Source organism: Geodermatophilus sp. SYSU D00700, assembly GCF_054050255.1.
In genome coordinates this window covers 113,281-133,359 of record NZ_JBJGZA010000009.1, presented here as the reverse complement: position 1 = coordinate 133,359, position 20,079 = coordinate 113,281, and the positions used below count along the sequence as shown (strand labels likewise).

Below are 20,079 nucleotides of genomic sequence, written 5' to 3'. Positions count from 1 at the left end.
CGCGACGGGGGGGGGGCCCACGGGTGGGCGACGTAGTCCACCCTCACCCCGGCGCGTCCACCCACACCGCCCACCGTGAGGGAGGACCCCCGACGATCAGGTCACCTGATCCCCGCAACGCCCCGCACACGCGGAAGGGCCCGCAGATCTCGCGATCTGCGGGCCCTCCTCACGTCCTACCGGGGATCAGCCCCGCCAGTCGTACTCCTCGAGGCGCACGGCCTCGCCGGAGCCCGAGCCGAAGACATCGGGGCTGTAGTACTGCCCGTCGTCGTACCCGGCCATCGTGTAGACGGCGGCACGGGCCTCCTCGGTCGGCTCGACCGTGATGTTCCGGTAGCGGCTGATGCCCGTACCCGCCGGGATCAGCTTGCCGATGATCACGTTCTCCTTGAGGCCGAGCAGGCTGTCGCTCTTGCCCTGGATCGCGGCGTCGGTGAGCACCTTGGTCGTCTCCTGGAAGGAGGCGGCCGACAGCCACGACTCGGTCGCGAGCGAGGCCTTGGTGATGCCCATGAGCACCGGACGGGCCGAGGCCGGCTCGCCGCCCTCGGCGACGACACGGCGGTTCTCGGTCTCGAACAGCGTCCGCTCGACGAGCGCGCCGGGCAGGAACTCCGTGGCGCCCGAGTCGATGATGGTCACCCGCTTGAGCATCTGGCGGATGATCACCTCGATGTGCTTGTCGTGGATCGACACGCCCTGGCTGCGGTAGACCTCCTGGACCTCGCGGACCAGGTGCAGCTGCACCTCGCGCGGGCCCATGATCCGCAGCACCTCGTGCGGGTCCACCGCACCCTCGGTGAGCTGCTCGCCGACCTCGACGTGGGCGCCGTCCTCGACCCGCAGCCGCGACCGGCGCGACAGCTTGTCGTAGACGACCTCGTCGGAGCCGTCGTCCGGGGTGATCGTCAGCTTGCGGAACTGCTCGCCGTCCTCGATCCGGACGTTGCCGGCCAGCTCGGCGATCGGGGCCTTGCCCTTGGGGACACGGGCCTCGAAGAGCTCCACCACACGCGGCAGACCGTGGGTGATGTCCTCACCCGCGACACCACCGGTGTGGAAGGTGCGCATCGTCAGCTGGGTGCCGGGCTCACCGATCGACTGGGCGGCGATGATGCCGACCGCCTCGCCGACGTCGACGAGCTTGCCGGTGGCCAGCGACCGGCCGTAGCAGGTCGCGCAGGTGCCCAGCAGGGACTCGCAGGTCAGGACGCAGCGGACCTTGACCTCGGCGATGCCGGCGTCGACCAGCTCGCCGATGAGCACGTCACCGAGGTCCTGACCGGCCTGCGCGACCAGCGTGCCGTCCTGGGCCGACACGTCGGCGGCCAGCGAGCGGGCGTAGACGCTGGTCTCGACGTGCGCGTCCCGGGTGAGGACGCCGTCGACCACCGTGGCGATCGGCATGATGACGCCGCGCTCGGTGCCGCAGTCCTCCTCGCGGATGATGACGTCCTGGGAGACGTCGACCAGCCGCCGGGTGAGGTACCCGGAGTCCGCGGTCCGCAGGGCGGTGTCGGCCAGGCCCTTGCGCGCACCGTGCGTGGAGATGAAGTACTCCAGCACGGACAGACCCTCCCGGAAGTTGGCCTTGATCGGCCGCGGGATGATCTCGCCCTTCGGGTTGGCCACCAGACCGCGCATGCCGGCGATCTGGCTGATCTGCATCATGTTGCCTCGGGCGCCCGAGTTGACCATGACCCAGACCGGGTTGGTGGTGGGGAAGTTGTCCACCATCGCCTGGCTGACCTCGGCCCGCGCGCGGGTCCAGATCTCGATCAGCTCGCCGCGGCGCTCGGCGTCGGTGATGACACCGCGCTCGTACTGCCGCTCGATCTGACGGGCCTCGTTCTCGTGCCGGTCGAGGATCTCCTGCTTGGCCGGCGGGGTCACGACGTCGTCGATGGCGATCGTGACACCCGAGCGGGTGGCCCAGCGGAAGCCGGCCGACTTGAGGGCGTCCAGCGTCGCCGCGACCTGCACCTTGGGGTAGCGCTCGGCGAGGTCGTTGACGATCGCCCCGAGCTCCTTCTTCGGCACCTGGTAGTTGACGAAGCGGTAGTCCTCGGGCAGGGCCTCGTTGAACAGCACGCGGCCCAGGCTGGTCTCGACCAGCGCCGGGGCACCCGGAGCCCAGTCGGCCGGCTGCTCCCACGCGGGGTTGACCTTGCCGTTGTCGACGCCGAACACCTCGTCGAGGCGGATGAACGCACGCTCCTGCAGGCCCAGGGCGCCCTTGTCGAACGCCATGATCGCCTCGGCCGTCGACCCGAAGGCCGCCGGCCGGCCACCGTCGGCCTCGTGCCGGCTCGGCACCAGGGTCGTCAGGTGGTACAGGCCGAGCACCATGTCCTGGGTCGGCGCGGTGATCGGGCGACCGTCGGCCGGGCTCAGGATGTTGTTGCTCGACAGCATGAGGATGCGGGCCTCGGCCTGCGCCTCGGCCGACAGCGGCAGGTGCACCGCCATCTGGTCACCGTCGAAGTCCGCGTTGAACGCGGTGCAGACCAGCGGGTGGATCTGGATGGCCTTGCCCTCGACCAGCTGCGGCTCGAAGGCCTGGATGCCCAGGCGGTGCAGCGTCGGCGCCCGGTTCAGCAGGACCGGGTGCTCGGTGATGACCTCCTCGAGCACGTCCCACACCACCGGACGGGCCCGCTCGACCATGCGCTTGGCGGACTTGATGTTCTGCGCGTGGTTGAGGTCGACCAGCCGCTTCATGACGAAGGGCTTGAACAGCTCCAGCGCCATCTGCTTGGGCAGGCCGCACTGGTGCAGCTTCAGCTGCGGGCCGACGACGATGACCGACCGGCCGGAGTAGTCGACGCGCTTGCCGAGCAGGTTCTGCCGGAACCGGCCCTGCTTGCCCTTGAGCAGGTCGCTCAGGGACTTCAGGGGGCGGTTGCCCGGGCCGGTGACCGGCCGGCCGCGGCGGCCGTTGTCGAACAGCGCGTCCACGGACTCCTGCAGCATCCGCTTCTCGTTGTTCACGATGATCTCGGGCGCGCCGAGGTCGAGCAGCCGCTTGAGCCGGTTGTTCCGGTTGATGACCCGGCGGTACAGGTCGTTCATGTCGCTGGTGGCGAAGCGGCCACCGTCGAGCTGCACCATCGGGCGCAGGTCCGGCGGGATGACCGGGACGCAGTCGAGCACCATGCCCATGGGCGAGTTGCGCGTCTGCTGGAACGCCGCGACAACCTTGAGCCGCTTGAGGGCCCGCAGCTTGCGCTGGCCCTTGCCGTTGCGGATGGTGTCGCGGAGCGACGCGGCCTCGGCGTCGAGGTCGAAGTCGGCCAGCAGCTTCTGCAGGGCCGCGGCACCCATGCCGCCCTCGAAGTACTCGCCGAAGCGGTCGCGCAGCTCGCGGTAGAGACCCTCGTCGGCGATGAGCTGCTTGACCTCGAGCTTGCGGAAGGTGTCGAGCACCTCCTCGAGGCGGTCGATCTCCCGCTGGGCGCGGTCGCGCAGCTGGCGCATCTCGCGCTCGCCGCCCTCGCGCACCTTGCGGCGGACGTCGGACTTGGCGCCCTCCGCCTCGAGCTCGGCCAGGTCGGCCTCGAGCTTCTGCTGACGGGCCTCGACGTCGGCGTCGCGCCGGTTCTCGAGGTTGTGCTTCTCCGCGCTGATCTCGGCCTCGATGGTCGGGAGGTCGCGGTGGCGCGCCTCGTCGTCGACCGAGGTGATCAGGTAGGCGGCGAAGTAGATGATCTTCTCGAGGTCCTTGGGCGCCAGGTCGAGCAGGTAGCCCAGGCGCGAGGGGACGCCCTTGAAGAACCAGATGTGGGTGACCGGCGCGGCCAGCTCGATGTGGCCCATCCGCTCGCGGCGGACCTTGGCCCGGGTCACCTCGACGCCGCAGCGCTCACAGATGATGCCCTTGAAGCGGACGCGCTTGTACTTGCCGCAGTAGCACTCCCAGTCCCGCGTGGGACCGAAGATCTTCTCGCAGAAGAGACCGTCCTTCTCCGGACGCAGCGTCCGGTAGTTGATGGTCTCGGGCTTCTTCACCTCACCGTGCGACCACTGGCGGATGTCGTCGCCGGTGGCCAGACCGATGCGGAGCTCGTCGAAGAAGTTGACGTCGAGCACTGAGTGGACCCCTTTCCCGGGGCTCGTTACTGCACTTCTAGCTGTCTGGCTGGGGGGACGCCGGCCGGCCCGTCACACGGAGGGCCGGCCGGCGGCCGATCACACGTCCTCGACGCTGGAGGGCTCGCGGCGGGACAGGTCGATGCCCAGCTCCTCCGCGGCCCGGAACACCTCGTCGTCGGTGTCGCGCAGCTCGATCGCCTGCCCGTCGCCGGACAGCACCTCGACGTTGAGGCAGAGCGACTGCAGCTCCTTGAGCAACACCTTGAACGACTCGGGGATGCCCGGCTCGGGGATGTTCTCGCCCTTGACGATGGCCTCGTAGACCTTGACGCGGCCGAGGATGTCGTCGGACTTGATGGTCAGCAGCTCCTGCAGCGCGTACGCCGCGCCGTAGGCCTGCATCGCCCAGCACTCCATCTCACCGAAGCGCTGGCCACCGAACTGCGCCTTACCACCCAGCGGCTGCTGCGTGATCATCGAGTAGGGGCCGGTCGACCGGGCGTGGATCTTGTCGTCGACCAGGTGCAGCAGCTTGAGGATGTAGACGTAGCCCACCGAGATCGGCTCGGGGAAGGGCTCCCCGGACCGGCCGTCGAACAGCCGGGCCTTGCCGGTCTCCTGCACCATGCGGTCGCCGTCGCGGTTGGGGACCGTCGAGCCGAGCAGGCCGATGATCTCCTCCTCGCGGGCACCGTCGAAGACCGGCGTCGCGGTCCGGGTGCCCGGGGCGGCCTGCCGCGCCTGCTCGGGCAGGTTGACGGCCCACTCGGGGTCGCCCTCGACCTGCCAGCCGGACTTGGCGATCCACCCGAGGTGGGTCTCCAGCACCTGGCCGACGTTCATCCGGCCCGGGACGCCGAGCGGGTTGAGCACGATGTCGACCGGGGTGCCGTCCTGCAGGAACGGCATGTCCTCCTGCGGCAGGATCTTCGCGATGACGCCCTTGTTGCCGTGGCGGCCGGCGAGCTTGTCGCCGTCGGAGATCTTGCGCATCTGGGCGACGTAGACCCGGATCAGCTCGTTGACGCCGGCGGGCAGCTCGTCGCCGTCCTCGCGGGAGAACACGCGGACGCCGATGACCTTGCCGGACTCACCGTGCTTGACCTTCAGCGACGTGTCGCGGACCTCGCGGGCCTTCTCGCCGAAGATCGCCCGCAGCAGCCGCTCCTCGGGGGTCAGCTCGGTCTCGCCCTTGGGCGTGACCTTGCCGACGAGGATGTCGCCGGGGACGACCTCGGCGCCGATGCGGATGATGCCGCGCTCGTCGAGGTCGGCGAGGACCTCCTCGGAGACGTTCGGGATGTCCCGGGTGATCTCCTCGGCACCGAGCTTGGTGTCGCGGGCGTCGACCTCGAACTCCTCGATGTGGATCGAGGACAGGACGTCGTCCTGCACGAGGCGCTGCGACAGGATGATCGCGTCCTCGTAGTTGTGGCCCTCCCACGGCATGAAGGCGACGAGCAGGTTCTTGCCCAGCGCCATCTCACCCTGGTCGGTGCACGGCCCGTCGGCGATGACCTGGCCGACCTCGACCCGCTGACCCTCCTCGACGATCGGGGTCTGGTTGATCGAGGTGCCCTGGTTCGAGCGGCGGAACTTCAGCAGCCGGTAGGTCTGCCGGGTGCCGTCGTCGGCCATGACGGTGACGTAGTCGGCGGTCGAGTCCTCGACGACACCGGCCTTCTCCGCCACGACGACGTCGCCGGCGTCGACGGCGGCACGCAGCTCCATGCCGGTGCCGACCAGCGGCGCCTCGCTGCGCAGCAGCGGGACGGCCTGACGCTGCATGTTCGCGCCCATCAGGGCGCGGTTGGCGTCGTCGTGCTCGAGGAACGGGATCATCGCCGTCGCGACCGAGGTCATCTGCCGCGGCGAGACGTCCATGTAGTCGACCTGCTCGGGCGACAGGTAGTCGACCTCGCCGCCCTTGGTGCGGACCAGCACGCGCTCCTCGGCGAACCGGCCCTGGGCGTCCAGCGGCGAGTTGGCCTGGGCGACGACGAAGCGGTCCTCCTCGTCGGCGGTCAGGTAGTCGATCGTGTCGGTGACGACGCCGTCCCGGACCCGCCGGTAGGGGGTCTCGATGAAGCCGAAGGCGTTGACCCGGCCGTAGGCCGACAGCGAGCCGATCAGGCCGATGTTCGGACCCTCGGGGGTCTCGATCGGGCACATCCGGCCGTAGTGGCTCGGGTGCACGTCGCGGACCTCCATGCCGGCCCGCTCACGGGACAGACCACCCGGACCCAGCGCCGACAGGCGGCGCTTGTGGGTCAGGCCCGCGAGGGGGTTGGTCTGGTCCATGAACTGCGAGAGCTGGCTGGTGCCGAAGAACTCCTTGATGGAGGCGACGACCGGCCGGATGTTGATCAGGGTCTGCGGCGTGATCGCCTCGACGTCCTGGGTCGTCATCCGCTCGCGGACGACGCGCTCCATGCGGGAGAGGCCGACCCGGATCTGGTTCTGGATCAGCTCGCCGACGGTGCGCAGGCGGCGGTTGCCGAAGTGGTCGATGTCGTCGACGCCGTGGTCGGGCTCGCCGGCGTGCAGCCGCACGACGTACTCGATGGTGGCGACGATGTCGTCCTCGGTCAGCGTCAGGGTGCCCTGCGGGACCTCGACGCCGAGCTTCTTGTTGACCTTGTAGCGGCCGACCTTGGCGAGGTCGTAGCGCTTGGGGTTGAAGAAGAGGTTCTCCAGCAGCGCCTGGGCGCTCTCCCGCGTCGGCGGCTCGCCCGGCCGCAGCTTGCGGTAGATGTCGAGCAGCGCCTCGTCCTGCCCGGCGATGTGGTCCTTCTCCAGGGTGGCCAGGACGGTGGGCGACCACTGGAAGTGCTCGCGGATCCGGTCCTCGGTCCAACCCAGCGCCTTGAGCAGCACGGTCACCGGCTGCCGGCGCTTGCGGTCGATGCGGACGCCGACGGTGTCGCGCTTGTCGACGTCGAACTCCAGCCACGCGCCGCGGCTGGGGATGACCTTGGCGCTGAAGACGTCCTTGTCGGAGGTCTTGTCCAGGGTCTTGTCGAAGTAGACGCCGGGGCTGCGGACCAGCTGCGAGACGACGACGCGCTCGGTCCCGTTGATGACGAACGTGCCCTTGTTCGTCATGATCGGGAAGTCGCCCATGAACACCGTCTGGCTCTTGATCTCGCCGGTGGTGTTGTTCATGAACTCCGCGGTGACGAACAGCGGAGCCGCGTAGGTCATGTCCTTGTCCTTGCACTCCTCGAGGGACGCCTTGACGTCCTCGAAGCGCGGGTTGGAGAAGGACAGCGACATCGAGCCGCTGAAGTCCTCGATCGGCGAGATCTCCTCGAGGATCTCGGCCAGACCGCCGACGGCCGAGGCCTGCTCCTCCGGCGAGAGGGTGGCCCGCCACTCGGGGCTGCCGACGAGCCAGTCGAAGGAGGCGGTCTGCAGGGCGAGCAGGTCCGGCACCTCGAGGGGCTCGGAGATCTTCGCGAACGAGACCCGGAGCGGCGCCCCGGGGATCTTCTGCTGGTCGGCCTCACCGGTGCGCGGGCCGGCCGAGGGAGTCTGGTTCTGCTGGCCGTAGCCGCCGGACTCGGTGGTGCTGGGGGAGATGCTGGTGGGGCGAGAGCCTGCCAAGATGCGTCCTTCCAAGGACCTCACGACGTGCGGGCGGTGGGTGCGGGTTCGTCCTGGGTCGTCGTCGGTATCTGCGCGGCTGTCCGCGGCGTCCGGCCCGCGCGGTCGACCAGGCGCCCGGGTGATCCCGGGCACCCCAGGCGACCCGGCTCGGCGGGCAGGCAGTCAGGGGGCAGCGCAACAGAGAACCCTACCCCTGCAGACGCAGGCTGTCCACGTCGGGGGGTGGGGGGCGACCCACGCCACACTCCCGGTAAGGACGGCGTCCGGCTGTCCGGGCGGCGTTCCGCGTCGTCATGATGCCAGCAGGGGGGCCGGTTTGTCTCCGCCACGCCGCCGGATCCCCGTGCGGGGTGCCGGTCGGCCCCCTCCCGCGGACGCGACAGGGGCCGCCCTCCCGGAGGAGAGCGGCCCCTGTGCGGTGCTGCCGGCCGTGGTCACGGCCGGGCGCGGGTCACTTGACGGTGACGGTGGCGCCGGCGCCCTCGAGGGCGGCCTTGGCCTTCTCGGCAGCGTCCTTGGCGACCTTCTCCAGGACCGGCTTCGGCGCGCCGTCGACCAGGTCCTTGGCCTCCTTGAGGCCGAGCGAGGTCAGGCCGCGCACCTCCTTGATGACCTGGATCTTCTTGTCGCCGGCGCTCTCGAGGATGACGTCGAACTCGTCCTGCTCCTCGGCGGCGGGGGCGCCACCGTCGCCGGCACCGCCGGCGGCCGGGGCGGCCGCGACGGCGACCGGGGCAGCAGCGGTGACCTCGAAGGTCTCCTCGAACTGCTTCACGAAGTCGGACAGCTCGAGCAGCGTCATCTCCTTGAACGCGTCGAGCAGCTCCGCGGTGGACAGCTTGGCCATGATCTCTCCTTCTGGGGTCAGTCGGTGCCGGCCGCGGCGTCCGCGGTGTCGGCGGTGTCGGTGGGGGTGTCGGCAGCAGCGGTGTCGGCGGCAGCGGTGTCGGCGGCAGCGGTGTCGGCCGTGGAGTCGCCGCCCTCGGCGGGCTTCTTCTCCTGCAGCGCGGCGGCCAGGCGGGCGACCTGCGACAGCGGGGCCTGGAACAGGCCGGCGGCCTTGGTCAGGTTGCCCTTCATCGCACCGGCCAGCTTGGCCAGCAGCACCTCGCGCGGCTCGACGTCGGCCAGGGCGGTGACCTCGGCGGGGCCGACGGTGCGGCCCTCGACGACGCCGCCCTTGACGACGAGCAGCGGGTTGGCGCGCGCGAAGTCGCGGATGGCCTTGGCGGCCTCGACGACGTCACCCTCGATGAAGGCGATCGCGGTGGGGCCGTTGAGCAGCGGGGCCAGGTCGGGGTGACCGACCTCGTCCGCCGCCCGCTTCGTCAGGGTGTTCTTGACGACGGCGTAGCTGCTGCCCGCACCGAGGGAACGCCGCAGCTGGGTCAGCTGCGACACGGTGAGCCCGCGGTACTCGGTGAGCACGGCCGCGCTGGACTGCTGGAACCGCTCGGTGATCTCGTCGATCACCGCGGCCTTCGCCTGCGTGGGCATGGGCCTCCTCTCGTCTGACGGGCGACCGCTCGTGCGTCGTGCGGGAGCGGGCGATCCGGGCCCGGAGACGAGGAACGCCCCGGCGCAGGGCGCACGGGGCGAGGGACGCGGGCACGGGGCACCGCGTCGATCGAACCGTCCTCCTGCGCGGGCCGCCCGGGGATCCGGGACCTTCGATCGCACGCGGACGTGCGACGACCAGCGGTCGTGGGGGGAACGCCGCCCAGCGTACACGCTGCCCACGGAGCGCCCGTGTCGCCGTCGTCACCCGGGGCAGCCCAGCCCGGTCGAGATCACGCGATCTCGCACGCGCCGGCACTCGTCCCCGGTCGAGATCACGGGATCTCGACGCACGTCCCTCGCAGACGCGCGGAGGCCCCGCAGCGCGGGTGCGCTGCGGGGCCTCCTGGCGAGGTGCTGGAACGGCCTCGTCCCGGGTCCCGCCCTGAGCCTGCGAAGGGTGGGGAGGACGAGGTCCTCCCTCAGGCGGTGGGCTCGTCCACCGTCAGGTTGCGGGTGCGGTTCGGGTCGACCGGGATGCCCGGGCCCATCGTGGTGGAGATGGTGACCTTCTTCAGGTACCGGCCCTTGGCCGCGGCCGGCTTGGCGCGCAGCACCTCGTCGAGGGCGGCGGCGTAGTTCTCGACCAGCTTGGCGTCGTCGAAGGAGGTCTTGCCGATCACCAGGTGCAGGTTGGCCTGCTTGTCGACGCGGAAGTTGATCTTCCCGCCCTTGATGTCGGCGACGGCCTTGGTGACGTCGGGGGTCACGGTGCCCGTCTTCGGGTTCGGCATCAGGCCGCGGGGGCCGAGGATGCGGGCGATCCGGCCGACCTTGGCCATCTGGTCGGGCGTGGCGATGGCGGCGTCGAAGTCCAGGAAACCCTCCTGGATGCGCGCGATCAGGTCGTCAGAGCCGACGACGTCGGCGCCGGCGGCCTCGGCCTCGGCGGCCTTGTCACCGGTCGCGAAGACGATGACGCGGGCGGTCTTGCCGGTGCCGTGCGGCAGGTTCACCGTGCCGCGGACCATCTGGTCGGCCTTGCGCGGGTCGACGCCCAGCCGCATGGCCACCTCGACGGTGGCGTCGTAGGAGGTCGGCGAGGTGTCCTTCGCCAGCCCCGCCGCCTGCAGCGGGCTGTAGAGCTTCTCGCGGTCGACCTTGGCCGCCGCCTCGAGGTACTTCTTGCCGTGCTTCGCCATGGTGCGTCCTCTCCCCCGGCCCTGCGGCTCGGGGAGTCGTGTGGTTCACGGGCCTGGCGCGGCCCTCCCACGGTTGCTGTGGTGCTTGTAACGCCATCCGGGACGTGCGTCTTCCAGCGGGGTGCCGGAACGGCCCCGTCGCAGGGCCCCGCCGCGAGCCTGCGAGCGGTGGGGGCGACGGGGTCCTCGATCAACCGGTGACGGTGATGCCCATCGACCGGGCGGTGCCGGCGATGATCTTCTCGGCCTGGTCGAGGTCGTTGGCGTTGAGGTCGGCCATCTTGGTCTGGGCGATCTCGCGGACCTGGTCACGGGTGACCGTGGCGACCTTGGTCTTGTGCGGCTCGCCCGAGCCCTTCTCGACACCGGCGGCCTTGAGCAGCATGCGCGCGGCCGGCGGCGTCTTGGTGACGAAGGTGAACGAGCGGTCCTCGTAGACCGAGATCTCGACCGGGATCACGTTGCCGCGCTGCGACTCCGTGGCGGCGTTGTACGCCTTGCAGAACTCCATGATGTTGACGCCGTGCTGGCCCAGCGCCGGACCCACCGGCGGCGCGGGGGTGGCCGCGCCGGCGTTGATCTGGAGCTTGATGACCGCGGTCAACCGCTTCCTGGGAGGCATGACTTCCTTCTTCGTGAGCGTGGTGCGTGGTGGTGGCTGGAAGGCCCCCTCGCAGGTTCCCACCCTGAGCTCGCGAAGGGTGGGGGGCGAGGGGGTCCTCCGACTAGATCTTGGCGACCTGGGTGAACGAGAGCTCGACCGGCGTCTCCCGGCCGAAGATCGAGACCAGCACCTGCAGCTTCTGCTGCTCGGCGTTGATCTCGTTGATGGTCGCCGGGAGGGTGGCGAACGGGCCGTCCATGACGGTGACCGACTCGCCGATCTCGAAGTCGACGACGGCGGTCGGCGCGGCGGCCGCCGCCGGCGATGCGGTCTCGGCGACCTTGGCCGCCTGCGGCGGGGCGTCGGGGACCAGCAGGTTGACGACCTCGTCGATGCTCAGCGGCGAGGGCCGGGAGGTGGCGCCGACGAAACCGGTGACGCCGGGGGTGTTGCGGACCGCGCCCCAGGACTCGTCGTTGAGGTCCATCCGGACGAGCAGGTAGCCGGGCAGCTTCTTCCGGTTGACCTGGGTGCGCTTGCCGTTCTTGATCTCGGTGACCTCCTCGGTGGGCACCTCGATCTGGAAGATGTAGTCCTCCATGTCCAGCGACTGGATGCGGGACTCGAGGTTGGTCTTCACCTTGTTCTCGTAGCCCGCGTAGGAGTGGATGACGTACCAGTCGCCGAACTGCGTGCGCAGGGTCCGCTTGAGCGTCTCCCGCGGGTCCTCGTCCTCCGCCTCGGCCTCGGCCAGCGCCTCGGTCACGATCGGGTCGTGGTCGGGGGCGGGCGCGGCCAGCGGGTCGCCGACCAGGCTGTCGCGGCCGCCGCCCTCGACCAGCGGGGTCACGTCGGCCACGCCGGTCGCGGTGTCCTGGTCGGTGGTGTCGGCCGAGCCCTCGGCCGCGCCGGTCTCGCCGGCACCGGTCTCGAGGTCGACGCTGCCGCGCACGTCGATCCGCTCGTCGTCGAGGTCGATGGCCTCGACGTCGCTGTCGGTGTCGAAGGGCTCGCGGGGGTCGGTCACGGGGATCTCTTCCTTCTCGGGTCGGGCGGGCGCGGGGACGGTCAGCCGAAGACGGCGAGCACGCCCTGCGCGAAGAGGACGTCCAGACCCGCGACCAGGGCCACCATGAAGGCCACGAAGAGGATGACGACCGTGGTGTAGGTGATCAGCTCGCGGCGGCCGGGCCAGATGACCTTCCGCAGCTCGGCGACGACCTCGCGGAGGAAGCGGCGCAGGTTGCGGCGCTGCCGGACCTCGTCGGCCCGGGCGCGCTGGGCCGCGGCGCGGGACCGGGTGCCGGCACCCTCCGAGCGGCCGGCCGGGCGGGCGGCGGCGCGCTCACCGGCGGGGCGCCGGGTGCGCGCGGCGGTGGGCTCGTCGTCCGCGTCGTCGTCGGCGGTGATCCGGCCGCCGCGGCGGCGGGCCGGGGCGGGGACGACCTTGTGCTCCTCGGCCTCGGCCTCGGCGGCGATCTCGTCCTCGGCGGCCTCGAGCTCGGCGGCGTCGTCGACGCCCGGGGCCTCCCGGTCGAGCTGCTCGTCGGTCAGCTCGGCGTCCGAGGCGGTGCGAGGGTCCTCCCCGCGGCCCGGCTTCTCGTCGCTCACTGCGCCTCGCTCGCGTCGTGGTGGTGGCCGCTGGTCGCCGGCCGTCTGGTCTCGTGCTCCCCGGACCGTGCTGCTCCGGGACGGCGCCGGCCGCGGCCGGCGCTGCCGGGACACGGGGCGGTGCCGGGTCGTGCTGCCCGCCGGCGTCGGCCGGCGGCACGGGCAGGGGTGACAGGACTTGAACCTGCAGCCTGCGGTTTTGGAGACCGCTGCTCTGCCAGTTGAGCTACACCCCTCGGGCCCGGGACCGTGCCGACTCGTGCGTGGTTCCGGGCTCGCCCGGGGCGGCCGGTCCCGCCGGTCGGCGCGCCGTTCCCAGGAGGCCCGGGGCACGCCGGTGGCGGGGTCGATCGCCCCAGGGTTGCCAGTGTACGGGACCGCGGGACCGGTCCGTGACCGCGCTCCGGAGACGTGCCCCGGCGGGGCGATGGGTCCTTCCCACAGCCGCCTGCCCCTGGCGGCTGAGCGCCCCCGGCACCGGCCCCTCCGGCAGGATGGGCACATGACCGCCGCCTCCCCGTCGGGGACCGCTGCCCTCTCCCCCGCCGACCGCCGCGTGTCGCGGCGGATCGCGGCCATCACCGAGTCCGCGACGCTCGCGGTCGACGCCAAGGCCAAGGCGCTCAAGGCGGCGGGCAAGCCGGTCATCGGCTTCGGCGCCGGCGAACCGGACTTCCCGACGCCGGACTACGTGGTCGAGGCCGCGGTCGCCGCCTGCCGCCAGCCGGCGATGCACCGCTACACCCCGGCCGGGGGGCTGCCGGTCCTCAAGGAGGCCATCGTCGCCAAGACCGCGCGCGACTCGGGGCTGGCCGTCACCCCGGCGCAGGTGCTGGTCACCAACGGCGGCAAGCAGGCCGTCTACGAGGCCTTCGCCGCGATGCTCGACCCGGGGGACGAGGTGCTCGTGCCCGCGCCGTACTGGACCACCTACCCCGAGGCGATCCGGCTGGCCGGCGGGGTGCCGGTGCCCGTGGTCGCCGACGAGGAGAGCGGCTACCTGGTGTCGGTGGACCAGCTCGAGGCCGCCCGCACCGCGCGCACCAAGGTGCTGCTGTTCGTCTCGCCGTCCAACCCGACCGGTGCGGTGTACCCGCCCGACCAGGTCGAGGCCATCGGCCGCTGGGCCCTGGAGGCCGGGCTGTGGGTGCTCACCGACGAGATCTACGAGCACCTGACCTACGGCGGGGTGACGGCGCCGTCGATGCCGGTGGTGGTGCCCGAGCTGGCCGACCGCTGCGTGGTCGTCAACGGGGTGGCGAAGACCTACGCCATGACCGGCTGGCGGGTGGGCTGGATGGTCGGCCCGGCCGACGTCGTCAAGGCCGCCACCAACCTGCAGTCGCACGCGACGTCGAACGTCGCGAACGTGTCCCAGGCCGCCGCCGTGGCCGCGCTCACCGGCGACCTGTCGGCGGTGCAGGAGATGCGGACGGCGTTCGACCGGCGCCGGAAGACCATCGTGTCGATGCTGCGCGAGATCCCCGGGGTCGCCTGCCCCGAGCCACAGGGCGCCTTCTACGTCTACCCCTCGGTCAAGACGCTGCTCGGGCGGCCGATCAACGGCCGGACGGCGTCGTCGAGCGTCGAGCTGGCCGAGATCGTCCTCGAGGAGGCCGAGGTCGCCGTGGTCCCCGGCGAGGCGTTCGGCACGCCGGGCTACCTGCGGATGTCCTACGCCCTGGGCGACGACGACCTGGCCGAGGGAGTCGGCCGGCTGCAGCGGCTCCTCGGGTCCGCCGGCTGACGACGCCTCACTCCGGGAGGTCGTCCTCGTCGAGGGCACCGGTTGCCACCAGCACGTCGACGGCGGCCGGCAGGTCGGCGAGGGCGGCCGCGACGTCCTCGGGCGTGGCGATGGTCCATGCGTTGAGCTGCGCGTAGCAGCGCAGCGCGGCGTCGAAGGGCCCGGCGCCGGCGGCCTCGCGGGCGGCGAGCAGCGCGGCCGCGCCCTTGCCGTAGACGGCGTCGAAGTACTCGGCGGTCCCCGGGAACTCGTCCATCGCGGCACCGACGTCCCCGGGGGCGGCCAGCGCGCGGTCCACGGCCTCGTCCGCCACCTGCCCGTCGACGCTCTCGGCGTAGGTGGCGAACGCCTCGTCCAGCCACGGGTCGCGGAACTGCGAGCCGCCGACCATCCCGTAGAACCACATGTGCGCGACCTCGTGCTCGAGCACCGAGCGGTCGGCACCGGCCATGAGGATCGAGCTCGGGTACTCGATGCCGCCGCCCTCGATCGGCAGCAGCGGCACGGTGAGCGTCGCGTAGGGGAAGGCGCCGAACCGGTCGGCGAGGGCGGTGACGGCCTCGCCGGTCCAGTCGGCGAGCTCGCCGGGGCCGACGTCGGCGCCGTCGAGGACCCCGGTGGTGACCTCCACCCCACCGGCCGTCGTGAGGGCGGCGGTGCGGAAGGGACCGACGGCGACGCTGACGTCGCGGGCCACCGGCTCGCGGGAGGTCCAGGTGCGCCGGCCACCGTCGGCCGCGGAGGGCTCCTGCGGCGCGCCGGTCATGAGCACGGTCAGCTCCTCGGGCGCGTCGACGGTGACCGTGGTGTCGGCGACCGGGCTGGTCGCCGTCTCGCCGAGGATCCCGACGAACGGGTCGCGCGCCCAGCCCACGCCGGGCTCCCAGGCCAGCAGTGGGAAGCCACTGGCCCACCATGCGGTGCCGTCGGTGGTGCCGAGGCGCTCGAAGCCGCCCTCCCCCAGCGACAGCGTGAAGTCCAGCTCCACCTCGGTGGCCTCGCCGGCCTCGAGCTCGCCGTCGAGCTGGAGCACGTAGAGCCCGCCGGGGCCCTCCGCGCCGGCGTCCTCGTACCCGGCCTGGTCGACGTCGTCGCCACGGACGTCGTCGACGGTGATCCGGTTGCCGAGCTGCGCCGCGCCCGGGCCGTTGGGCACCAGCCGGAAGACCAGCTCGTCGGTGGCGACGTCCGGGGTGAAGACGACGGTCTCGGTGCCGGTGACCGTGCGCAGGTCGGCCGAGAGCCGGAACTGCAGGTCGACGACGGGGCGGTCGGGGTCGGGCTCGGCGCGCTCGGCCGGGCAGCGGGCACCGTCGTCGTCGGCCCCGCCGTCCCCGCCGCCGTCCCCGGGCTCGGCCGACGGTGCGGTGGACGCCGGGGCCTCCTGCGCGGTGAGCGTCTCGGTGAAGGAGGTGCAGCCGCACAGCAGCAGGACCGCCGCGGCCAGCGCCCCCCGCCGGAGGGTCATGCCAGGGCGACGGTGGCGCGGGCCAGCGAGAGGACCTTCTCGCCGCCGCTGGTGACCGTGAGGTCGACGCGGACCCGCCCGCCGTCGAGGACCGCGCCGACCCGGCCGCGCACGGTGACCTCGGCGCCGGTGTCGTCGTCGGGGACGACGACCGGCCGGCCGAAGCGGACCTGGTACTCGACGACGGCGGCGGGGTCGCCGGCCCAGTCGGTCACCGCGCGGGCGGCCAGGCCCATGGTGAGCATGCCGTGGGCGATGACGCCGGGGAGCCCGACGCCCGTGGCGACGCGGTCGCTCCAGTGGATCGGGTTGAGGTCGCCGGAGGCGCCGGCGTAGCGGACGAGGTCCGCACGGGTCACCCGGTGGGTCTGCTCGGGCAGCTCGAGGCCGACGGCGACGTCCGCGGCGCGCACGCGGGCGGTCACGCCGTCCCCCGGGCCACGAGCATCGAGGTGGCGGTGCAGACGGCCTCGCCGTCCTCGGTGGCGACGTCGACCCGGGTGGTCAGCAGGTCGTTGCCGGCCACGCTGCGCACCGCCTCGATCGTGGTGGTGCTCACCAGCCGGTCGCCGGCCCGGATCGGGCGGTGGTGGGTGAAGCGCTGCTCACCGTGCACCACCCGGCTGTAGTCGAGGGCCACGTCCGGGTCGGCCAGCACGACGTCGGCCGCGCCGAGGGTGACCACGATGGCGAAGGTGGGCGGGGCGACGACGTCGGGGTGGCCCAGCGCCCGCGCGGCCTCGGGATCGGTGTGCGCCGGGTCGGTCGCCCCGACCGCGGCGGCGAACTCGGCGACCTTCGCGCGGCCGACCTCGTAGACGGCGGAGGGCGGGTAGCTGCGCCCGACCAGTCCTGCGTCCAGCGCCACTCCCGCCCTCCCTGCTCCGTCGCGGACCGGCGTCAGCGGGTCTCGCGGTGGACGGTGTGCCGCTTGTCCTTGGGGCAGTACTTCTTCAGCTCGAGCCGGTCGGGGTCGTTGCGCCGGTTCTTGCGGGTGATGTAGTTGCGGTTCTTGCACTCCTGGCAGGCCAGGGTGATCTTCGGACGGACGTCGGTGGCTGCCATGGAGGCTCTCCTAGCCTTGTGCGGACCGGCCCGCCACGGGCCGGGGGACCGTGCCGGCGGGTGCCGACACGGCGACGGACCCCGGGGGCCCGGGGTCCGTCTGGAGTAGCGGTGACCGGATTTGAACCGGTGACACAGCGATTATGAGCCGCTTGCTCTGCCTGGCTGAGCTACACCGCCGGGAAGACCGCGCGGCCCGGTCTCACGACTGGACCGGTGGGTCGGAGCCCCTTTACGGAATCGAACCGTAGACCTTCTCCTTACCATGGAGACGCTCTGCCGACTGAGCTAAAGGGGCGTGCTCGAGGAGCCGTCGAGGACTATACCCGACGCCCTCCGGCCTCCCCGCGGGGGGGCAGGGAGGCCTGCCTCACGCGCGGACGAACAGCCGGCGGTGCTGGGCCCCGGGGGCCGCCGAGCGCACGCCCGTGCGGGCCAGCAGCCAGCTCTCCAGCCGCTCGTCGGGCAGCGGCCGGCTGACCAGGAAGCCCTGCAGCTTGTCGCAGCCCATCTCGGTGAGCAGCTTGCGGGTGAGCTCGTCCTCGACGCCCTCGGCGACGACCCGCAGGCCCAGGTTGTGCGCCAGCTCGATGATCGACCGGGCGATGAACGACTCGCCCTGGCTGGTGGACATGCCCAGCACGAAGGACTTGTCGATCTTCACCTCGTCGATGGGCAGCTGCCGCAGCTGCGACAGCGACGAGTAGCCGGTGCCGAAGTCGTCCATCGACAGCCGCAGGCCCAGCGCGTGCAGCTCGGCGAGGACGGTGCTGGAGCGCACCGAGTCGTCGACCACGCTGCCCTCGGTGAGCTCGAGGATGAGCAGCTCGCCGGGGACCCCGTGCCGACGCAGCGCCCGCTGCACCCGCTCGACCAGGTCGGGCTCGGCCAGGCAGCGCGCCGAGAGGTTCACCGCGACCGACAGGCCGATGTCCTGGTCCAGCCACCGGCGGCAGCGGGCCAGCGCCAGGTCGAGCACGTGGTCGGTGAGCGCGCCGATGCGGCCGATCTGCTCGGCGAGGTGGATAAAGTCGTCGGGCGGGATGGCACCGAAGCGCGGGTGGGCCCAGCGCACCAGCGTCTCCACCGAGACGATGTCGGAGGTGCGGGCGTCGATGATCGGCTGGAAGACCACGCTGATCTGGCCGTCGGTCATCGCCTGCTCGAGCTCGGTGCCCAGCTGCAGGCGGCGCAGGCTCTGCTGGTCGAGGACCTGGTGGTAGCTGGCCACGCCGGAGCTGTCGGTGGCGGCGAGCAGGGCGACGTCGGCCCGCTGCATGAGGGAGCCCGCGTCGGTGCCGTGCACGGGCGCGGCGGCGACGCCGATGGTCAGCGTGACCTCGAGGTCCAGGCCGGCGACGCGGGCGCGGGTGGAGGTCGCCTCGCGCAGCCGGCGCGCGGCGCGCTCGCTGGCGGCCAGGGACAGGCCCGGCAGCAGCACGGCGAACTGCCCGCCCTCCATGCGGGCCACCAGGGCGTCCGGCGGCGCGTGCTCCCGCAGCAGCCCGGCGGTCACCAGCAGCAGCTCGTCGGCGGCGGCGTGGCCGAGGGTGTCGACGATCTCGGTGTGGTTGTCCAGGGCGGCGAGCACCAGCCCCGCGCGGGCGCCGACCGGGTCGGCCGTCAGCAACTGGTCGATCTCGGCGGCCAGCCGCTGCCGGTTGGGCAGGCCGGTGAGGCGGTCGTGGTCGGCGTCGTAGCGGATCTGGGTCAGCAGCTGCTGCTGGCGGATCGCGGCGTTGACGTGGGTCAGCATCGAGTCCAGCGCGGAGCGGTCGCTGCCGGAGAAGGACACGACGTCGCTGCGCCGGTCGCACACCTCGAGGTAGCCCGGTTCGCCGGCCGCGGTCGCCACCGGGGCACCGAGGACCTCCTGGGCGCCGCGGCGGGCCAGGGCGGCGGTCTCGGCCGCGGTCGCCCGGGCCGCGGTCACCAGCACCGGCTCCGACGAGCCGGGCGTCAGGGCCCGCTGGCGGAGCACGTCCTCGGGGTCGGCGGGCCCGTCGTACCACGTGACGCCGCCGTCGCCGGCCACGACGAGGCGAGGCGCCTCGTCGAGGTAGGGCGGCAGCCACAGCGCGACCTTGTCCGCGTTGAGCAGCTCCTTGACCGCCTCGGCGATGCGCCGCGGGCCGTCCTCGTCCGAGGAGATCTGCTCGATCCGGCGAGCGAACTCGTACACGCGCTCGAGGCTGGCGCTCTCGCGCGCGACTCCGGCAAACCGGCGGAAGAGCACGACGACCGCGAGGACGACGGGGATGATCAGCACCCACGCCCACGGACTGGCGTCCACGAGCAGGACGGCGACCAGCCCGGCGGCGACCGCGAGCGGACCGACGACACCGATGGGCACGAGCAGTTCGGTCCACAGGCCGTGACCGGGATAGCCCCCGGTCACCGTGATCGCGAGGGCGACGAGGACAGCGCCGGCCACGTCAGCTGCGGCCACTGCGAGCAGGAGGGCCAGCCACGTCTGCGGGTCGCCGGCGTCACCGGTGGACAGGGCCGAGTAGACCAGGGCCGCGACAGCGGTCTCGGTCACGGCACTGGCCACGTTGAAGACCGACTTGGCCAGGCTGTAGCGCTGACCGGTCAGCACGACACCGAGCGCGGCCACCCGGGCCAGCGCAGCCCAGGGGCCACCGATCGTGACCAGTGCCACCGTCAGCGCGAGCTCGTTGACCGACCACTCGAAGGTCTGCCGTCGGAACTCCAATTGCAGCGGGAAGGTCTCGGTCACCAGGAACGCGGCGGTGACCACGAGGACCATCCACCCGGGAAAGGCCTCGGACCTCGGCAACAGCACGAGGACGAATGCGAGGACGGCGACCACCGCCGCCGGGACCGCGGGCCCCCAGGGTCCCTGGAGCGACGATCGCATGCGCGATGGCGCAGGGAGGGACTCTTCGGCCACGGCGACCTGGTTCTGCGAGGGGACGAGTGAGGGCTGACGCTAACAGCGGACCATCCCACACAGCAGGGACAGCAGAACGGCCTCACTCGCACGGGGTGGGCGACCGAGTCGATCGCCCACCCCGGAGGACGGCTCGGAGCCGTCCTCCTTCAGGACGTCAGCGTCCCCAGCGAGCGCCCCGGCCCCAACGGGCACCGCGACCCCACCGCGCACCCCGACCCCAACGCGCACCGCGCTCGTTCATGACGCCTCCTCAGGCATGGAAAG

General features: G+C 72.0%; 14 protein-coding genes and 3 tRNA genes. 1 reads left to right on the top strand and 16 read right to left on the bottom strand.

All coding sequences use genetic code 11. The annotated features are described in order from the left end of the window. Nucleotides 1–186: 186 nt before the first annotated feature. From ACI79V_RS09950 to ACI79V_RS09910, 9 genes are all read right to left on the bottom strand, one after another. Nucleotides 187–4,092 carry a DNA-directed RNA polymerase subunit beta' gene (locus ACI79V_RS09950; protein ID WP_456888787.1) on the bottom strand — a complete coding sequence of 1,302 codons (3,906 nt, stop codon included), beginning with the start codon at nt 4,090–4,092 and terminating at the stop codon, nt 187–189. Between the two features lie 99 nt (nt 4,093–4,191). Next, complete coding sequence (gene rpoB, locus ACI79V_RS09945; RefSeq protein ID WP_456888786.1) at nt 4,192–7,701, bottom strand: DNA-directed RNA polymerase subunit beta; 3,510 nt, start codon at nt 7,699–7,701, stop codon at nt 4,192–4,194. 454 nt (nt 7,702–8,155) lie between these two features. Then, nucleotides 8,156–8,551, bottom strand: coding sequence for a 50S ribosomal protein L7/L12 (gene rplL, locus ACI79V_RS09940; protein ID WP_456548759.1), 396 nt, complete (start codon nt 8,549–8,551; stop codon nt 8,156–8,158). 17 nt (nt 8,552–8,568) lie between these two features. After that, nucleotides 8,569–9,201, bottom strand: a complete 633-nt coding sequence (rplJ, locus tag ACI79V_RS09935) for a 50S ribosomal protein L10 (protein WP_456888784.1) — start codon at nt 9,199–9,201, stop codon at nt 8,569–8,571. 482 nt (nt 9,202–9,683) lie between these two features. Then, nucleotides 9,684–10,403, bottom strand: coding sequence for a 50S ribosomal protein L1 (rplA, locus tag ACI79V_RS09930; protein WP_456888782.1), 720 nt, complete (start codon nt 10,401–10,403; stop codon nt 9,684–9,686). 190 nt (nt 10,404–10,593) lie between these two features. Continuing rightward, nucleotides 10,594–11,025, bottom strand: a complete 432-nt coding sequence (gene rplK / locus ACI79V_RS09925; RefSeq protein ID WP_456540959.1) for a 50S ribosomal protein L11 — start codon at nt 11,023–11,025, stop codon at nt 10,594–10,596. A 103-nt stretch (nt 11,026–11,128) separates the two neighbouring features. Further along, nucleotides 11,129–12,034, bottom strand: coding sequence for a transcription termination/antitermination protein NusG (gene nusG / locus ACI79V_RS09920; RefSeq protein ID WP_456888780.1), 906 nt, complete (start codon nt 12,032–12,034; stop codon nt 11,129–11,131). A gap of 41 nt (nt 12,035–12,075) precedes the next feature. Next, complete coding sequence (secE, locus tag ACI79V_RS09915; RefSeq protein ID WP_456888778.1) at nt 12,076–12,618, bottom strand: preprotein translocase subunit SecE; 543 nt, start codon at nt 12,616–12,618, stop codon at nt 12,076–12,078. A gap of 163 nt (nt 12,619–12,781) precedes the next feature. Further along, nucleotides 12,782–12,854: transfer RNA gene (locus tag ACI79V_RS09910), tRNA-Trp, on the bottom strand. 266 nt (nt 12,855–13,120) lie between these two features. Here ACI79V_RS09910 and ACI79V_RS09905 point away from each other — a divergent pair. Continuing rightward, nucleotides 13,121–14,365: a pyridoxal phosphate-dependent aminotransferase gene (locus tag ACI79V_RS09905; RefSeq protein ID WP_456888776.1), complete on the top strand. Its 1,245-nt coding sequence runs from the start codon at nt 13,121–13,123 to the stop codon at nt 14,363–14,365. Between the two features lie 7 nt (nt 14,366–14,372). Here ACI79V_RS09905 and ACI79V_RS09900 read toward each other — a convergent pair whose 3' ends face one another. The 7 genes from ACI79V_RS09900 to ACI79V_RS09870 all read right to left on the bottom strand — a co-directional run bounded on the left by ACI79V_RS09900 (nt 14,373) and on the right by ACI79V_RS09870 (nt 19,704). Further along, nucleotides 14,373–15,833: a M1 family aminopeptidase gene (locus ACI79V_RS09900; RefSeq protein WP_456888774.1), complete on the bottom strand. Its 1,461-nt coding sequence runs from the start codon at nt 15,831–15,833 to the stop codon at nt 14,373–14,375. Next, nucleotides 15,830–16,258, bottom strand: coding sequence for a MaoC/PaaZ C-terminal domain-containing protein (locus ACI79V_RS09895; RefSeq protein WP_456888772.1), 429 nt, complete (start codon nt 16,256–16,258; stop codon nt 15,830–15,832). Before ACI79V_RS09895 ends, ACI79V_RS09900 begins: the two co-directional genes overlap by 4 nt. Next, a complete protein-coding gene (locus ACI79V_RS09890) occupies nt 16,255–16,701 on the bottom strand; it encodes an FAS1-like dehydratase domain-containing protein (protein ID WP_456874321.1) in 447 nt (148 codons plus the stop codon). Before ACI79V_RS09890 ends, ACI79V_RS09895 begins: the two co-directional genes overlap by 4 nt. A 32-nt stretch (nt 16,702–16,733) precedes the next feature. Continuing rightward, complete coding sequence (gene rpmG, locus ACI79V_RS09885) at nt 16,734–16,898, bottom strand: 50S ribosomal protein L33 (RefSeq protein WP_073421301.1); 165 nt, start codon at nt 16,896–16,898, stop codon at nt 16,734–16,736. A 106-nt stretch (nt 16,899–17,004) separates the two neighbouring features. After that, nucleotides 17,005–17,078: transfer RNA gene (locus ACI79V_RS09880), tRNA-Met, on the bottom strand. Nucleotides 17,079–17,123: 45 nt separating this feature from the next. Continuing rightward, a tRNA-Thr gene (locus ACI79V_RS09875) sits at nt 17,124–17,196 on the bottom strand. Nucleotides 17,197–17,268: 72 nt separating this feature from the next. Beyond that, nucleotides 17,269–19,704: a putative bifunctional diguanylate cyclase/phosphodiesterase gene (locus ACI79V_RS09870; protein WP_456888769.1), complete on the bottom strand. Its 2,436-nt coding sequence runs from the start codon at nt 19,702–19,704 to the stop codon at nt 17,269–17,271. Between the last annotated feature and the right edge of the window lie 375 nt (nt 19,705–20,079).

Coding starts and splice junctions, on each gene's coding strand:
- rplJ (WP_456888784.1), bottom strand. CDS start 9,201: ATGCCCACGCAGGCGAAGGCCGCGGTGATCGACGAGATCACCGAGCGG.
- rpmG (WP_073421301.1), bottom strand. CDS start 16,898: ATGGCAGCCACCGACGTCCGTCCGAAGATCACCCTGGCCTGCCAGGAG.
- ACI79V_RS09905 (WP_456888776.1), top strand. CDS start 13,121: ATGACCGCCGCCTCCCCGTCGGGGACCGCTGCCCTCTCCCCCGCCGAC.
- ACI79V_RS09900 (WP_456888774.1), bottom strand. CDS start 15,833: ATGACCCTCCGGCGGGGGGCGCTGGCCGCGGCGGTCCTGCTGCTGTGC.
- rplL (WP_456548759.1), bottom strand. CDS start 8,551: ATGGCCAAGCTGTCCACCGCGGAGCTGCTCGACGCGTTCAAGGAGATG.
- rplA (WP_456888782.1), bottom strand. CDS start 10,403: ATGGCGAAGCACGGCAAGAAGTACCTCGAGGCGGCGGCCAAGGTCGAC.
- rplK (WP_456540959.1), bottom strand. CDS start 11,025: ATGCCTCCCAGGAAGCGGTTGACCGCGGTCATCAAGCTCCAGATCAAC.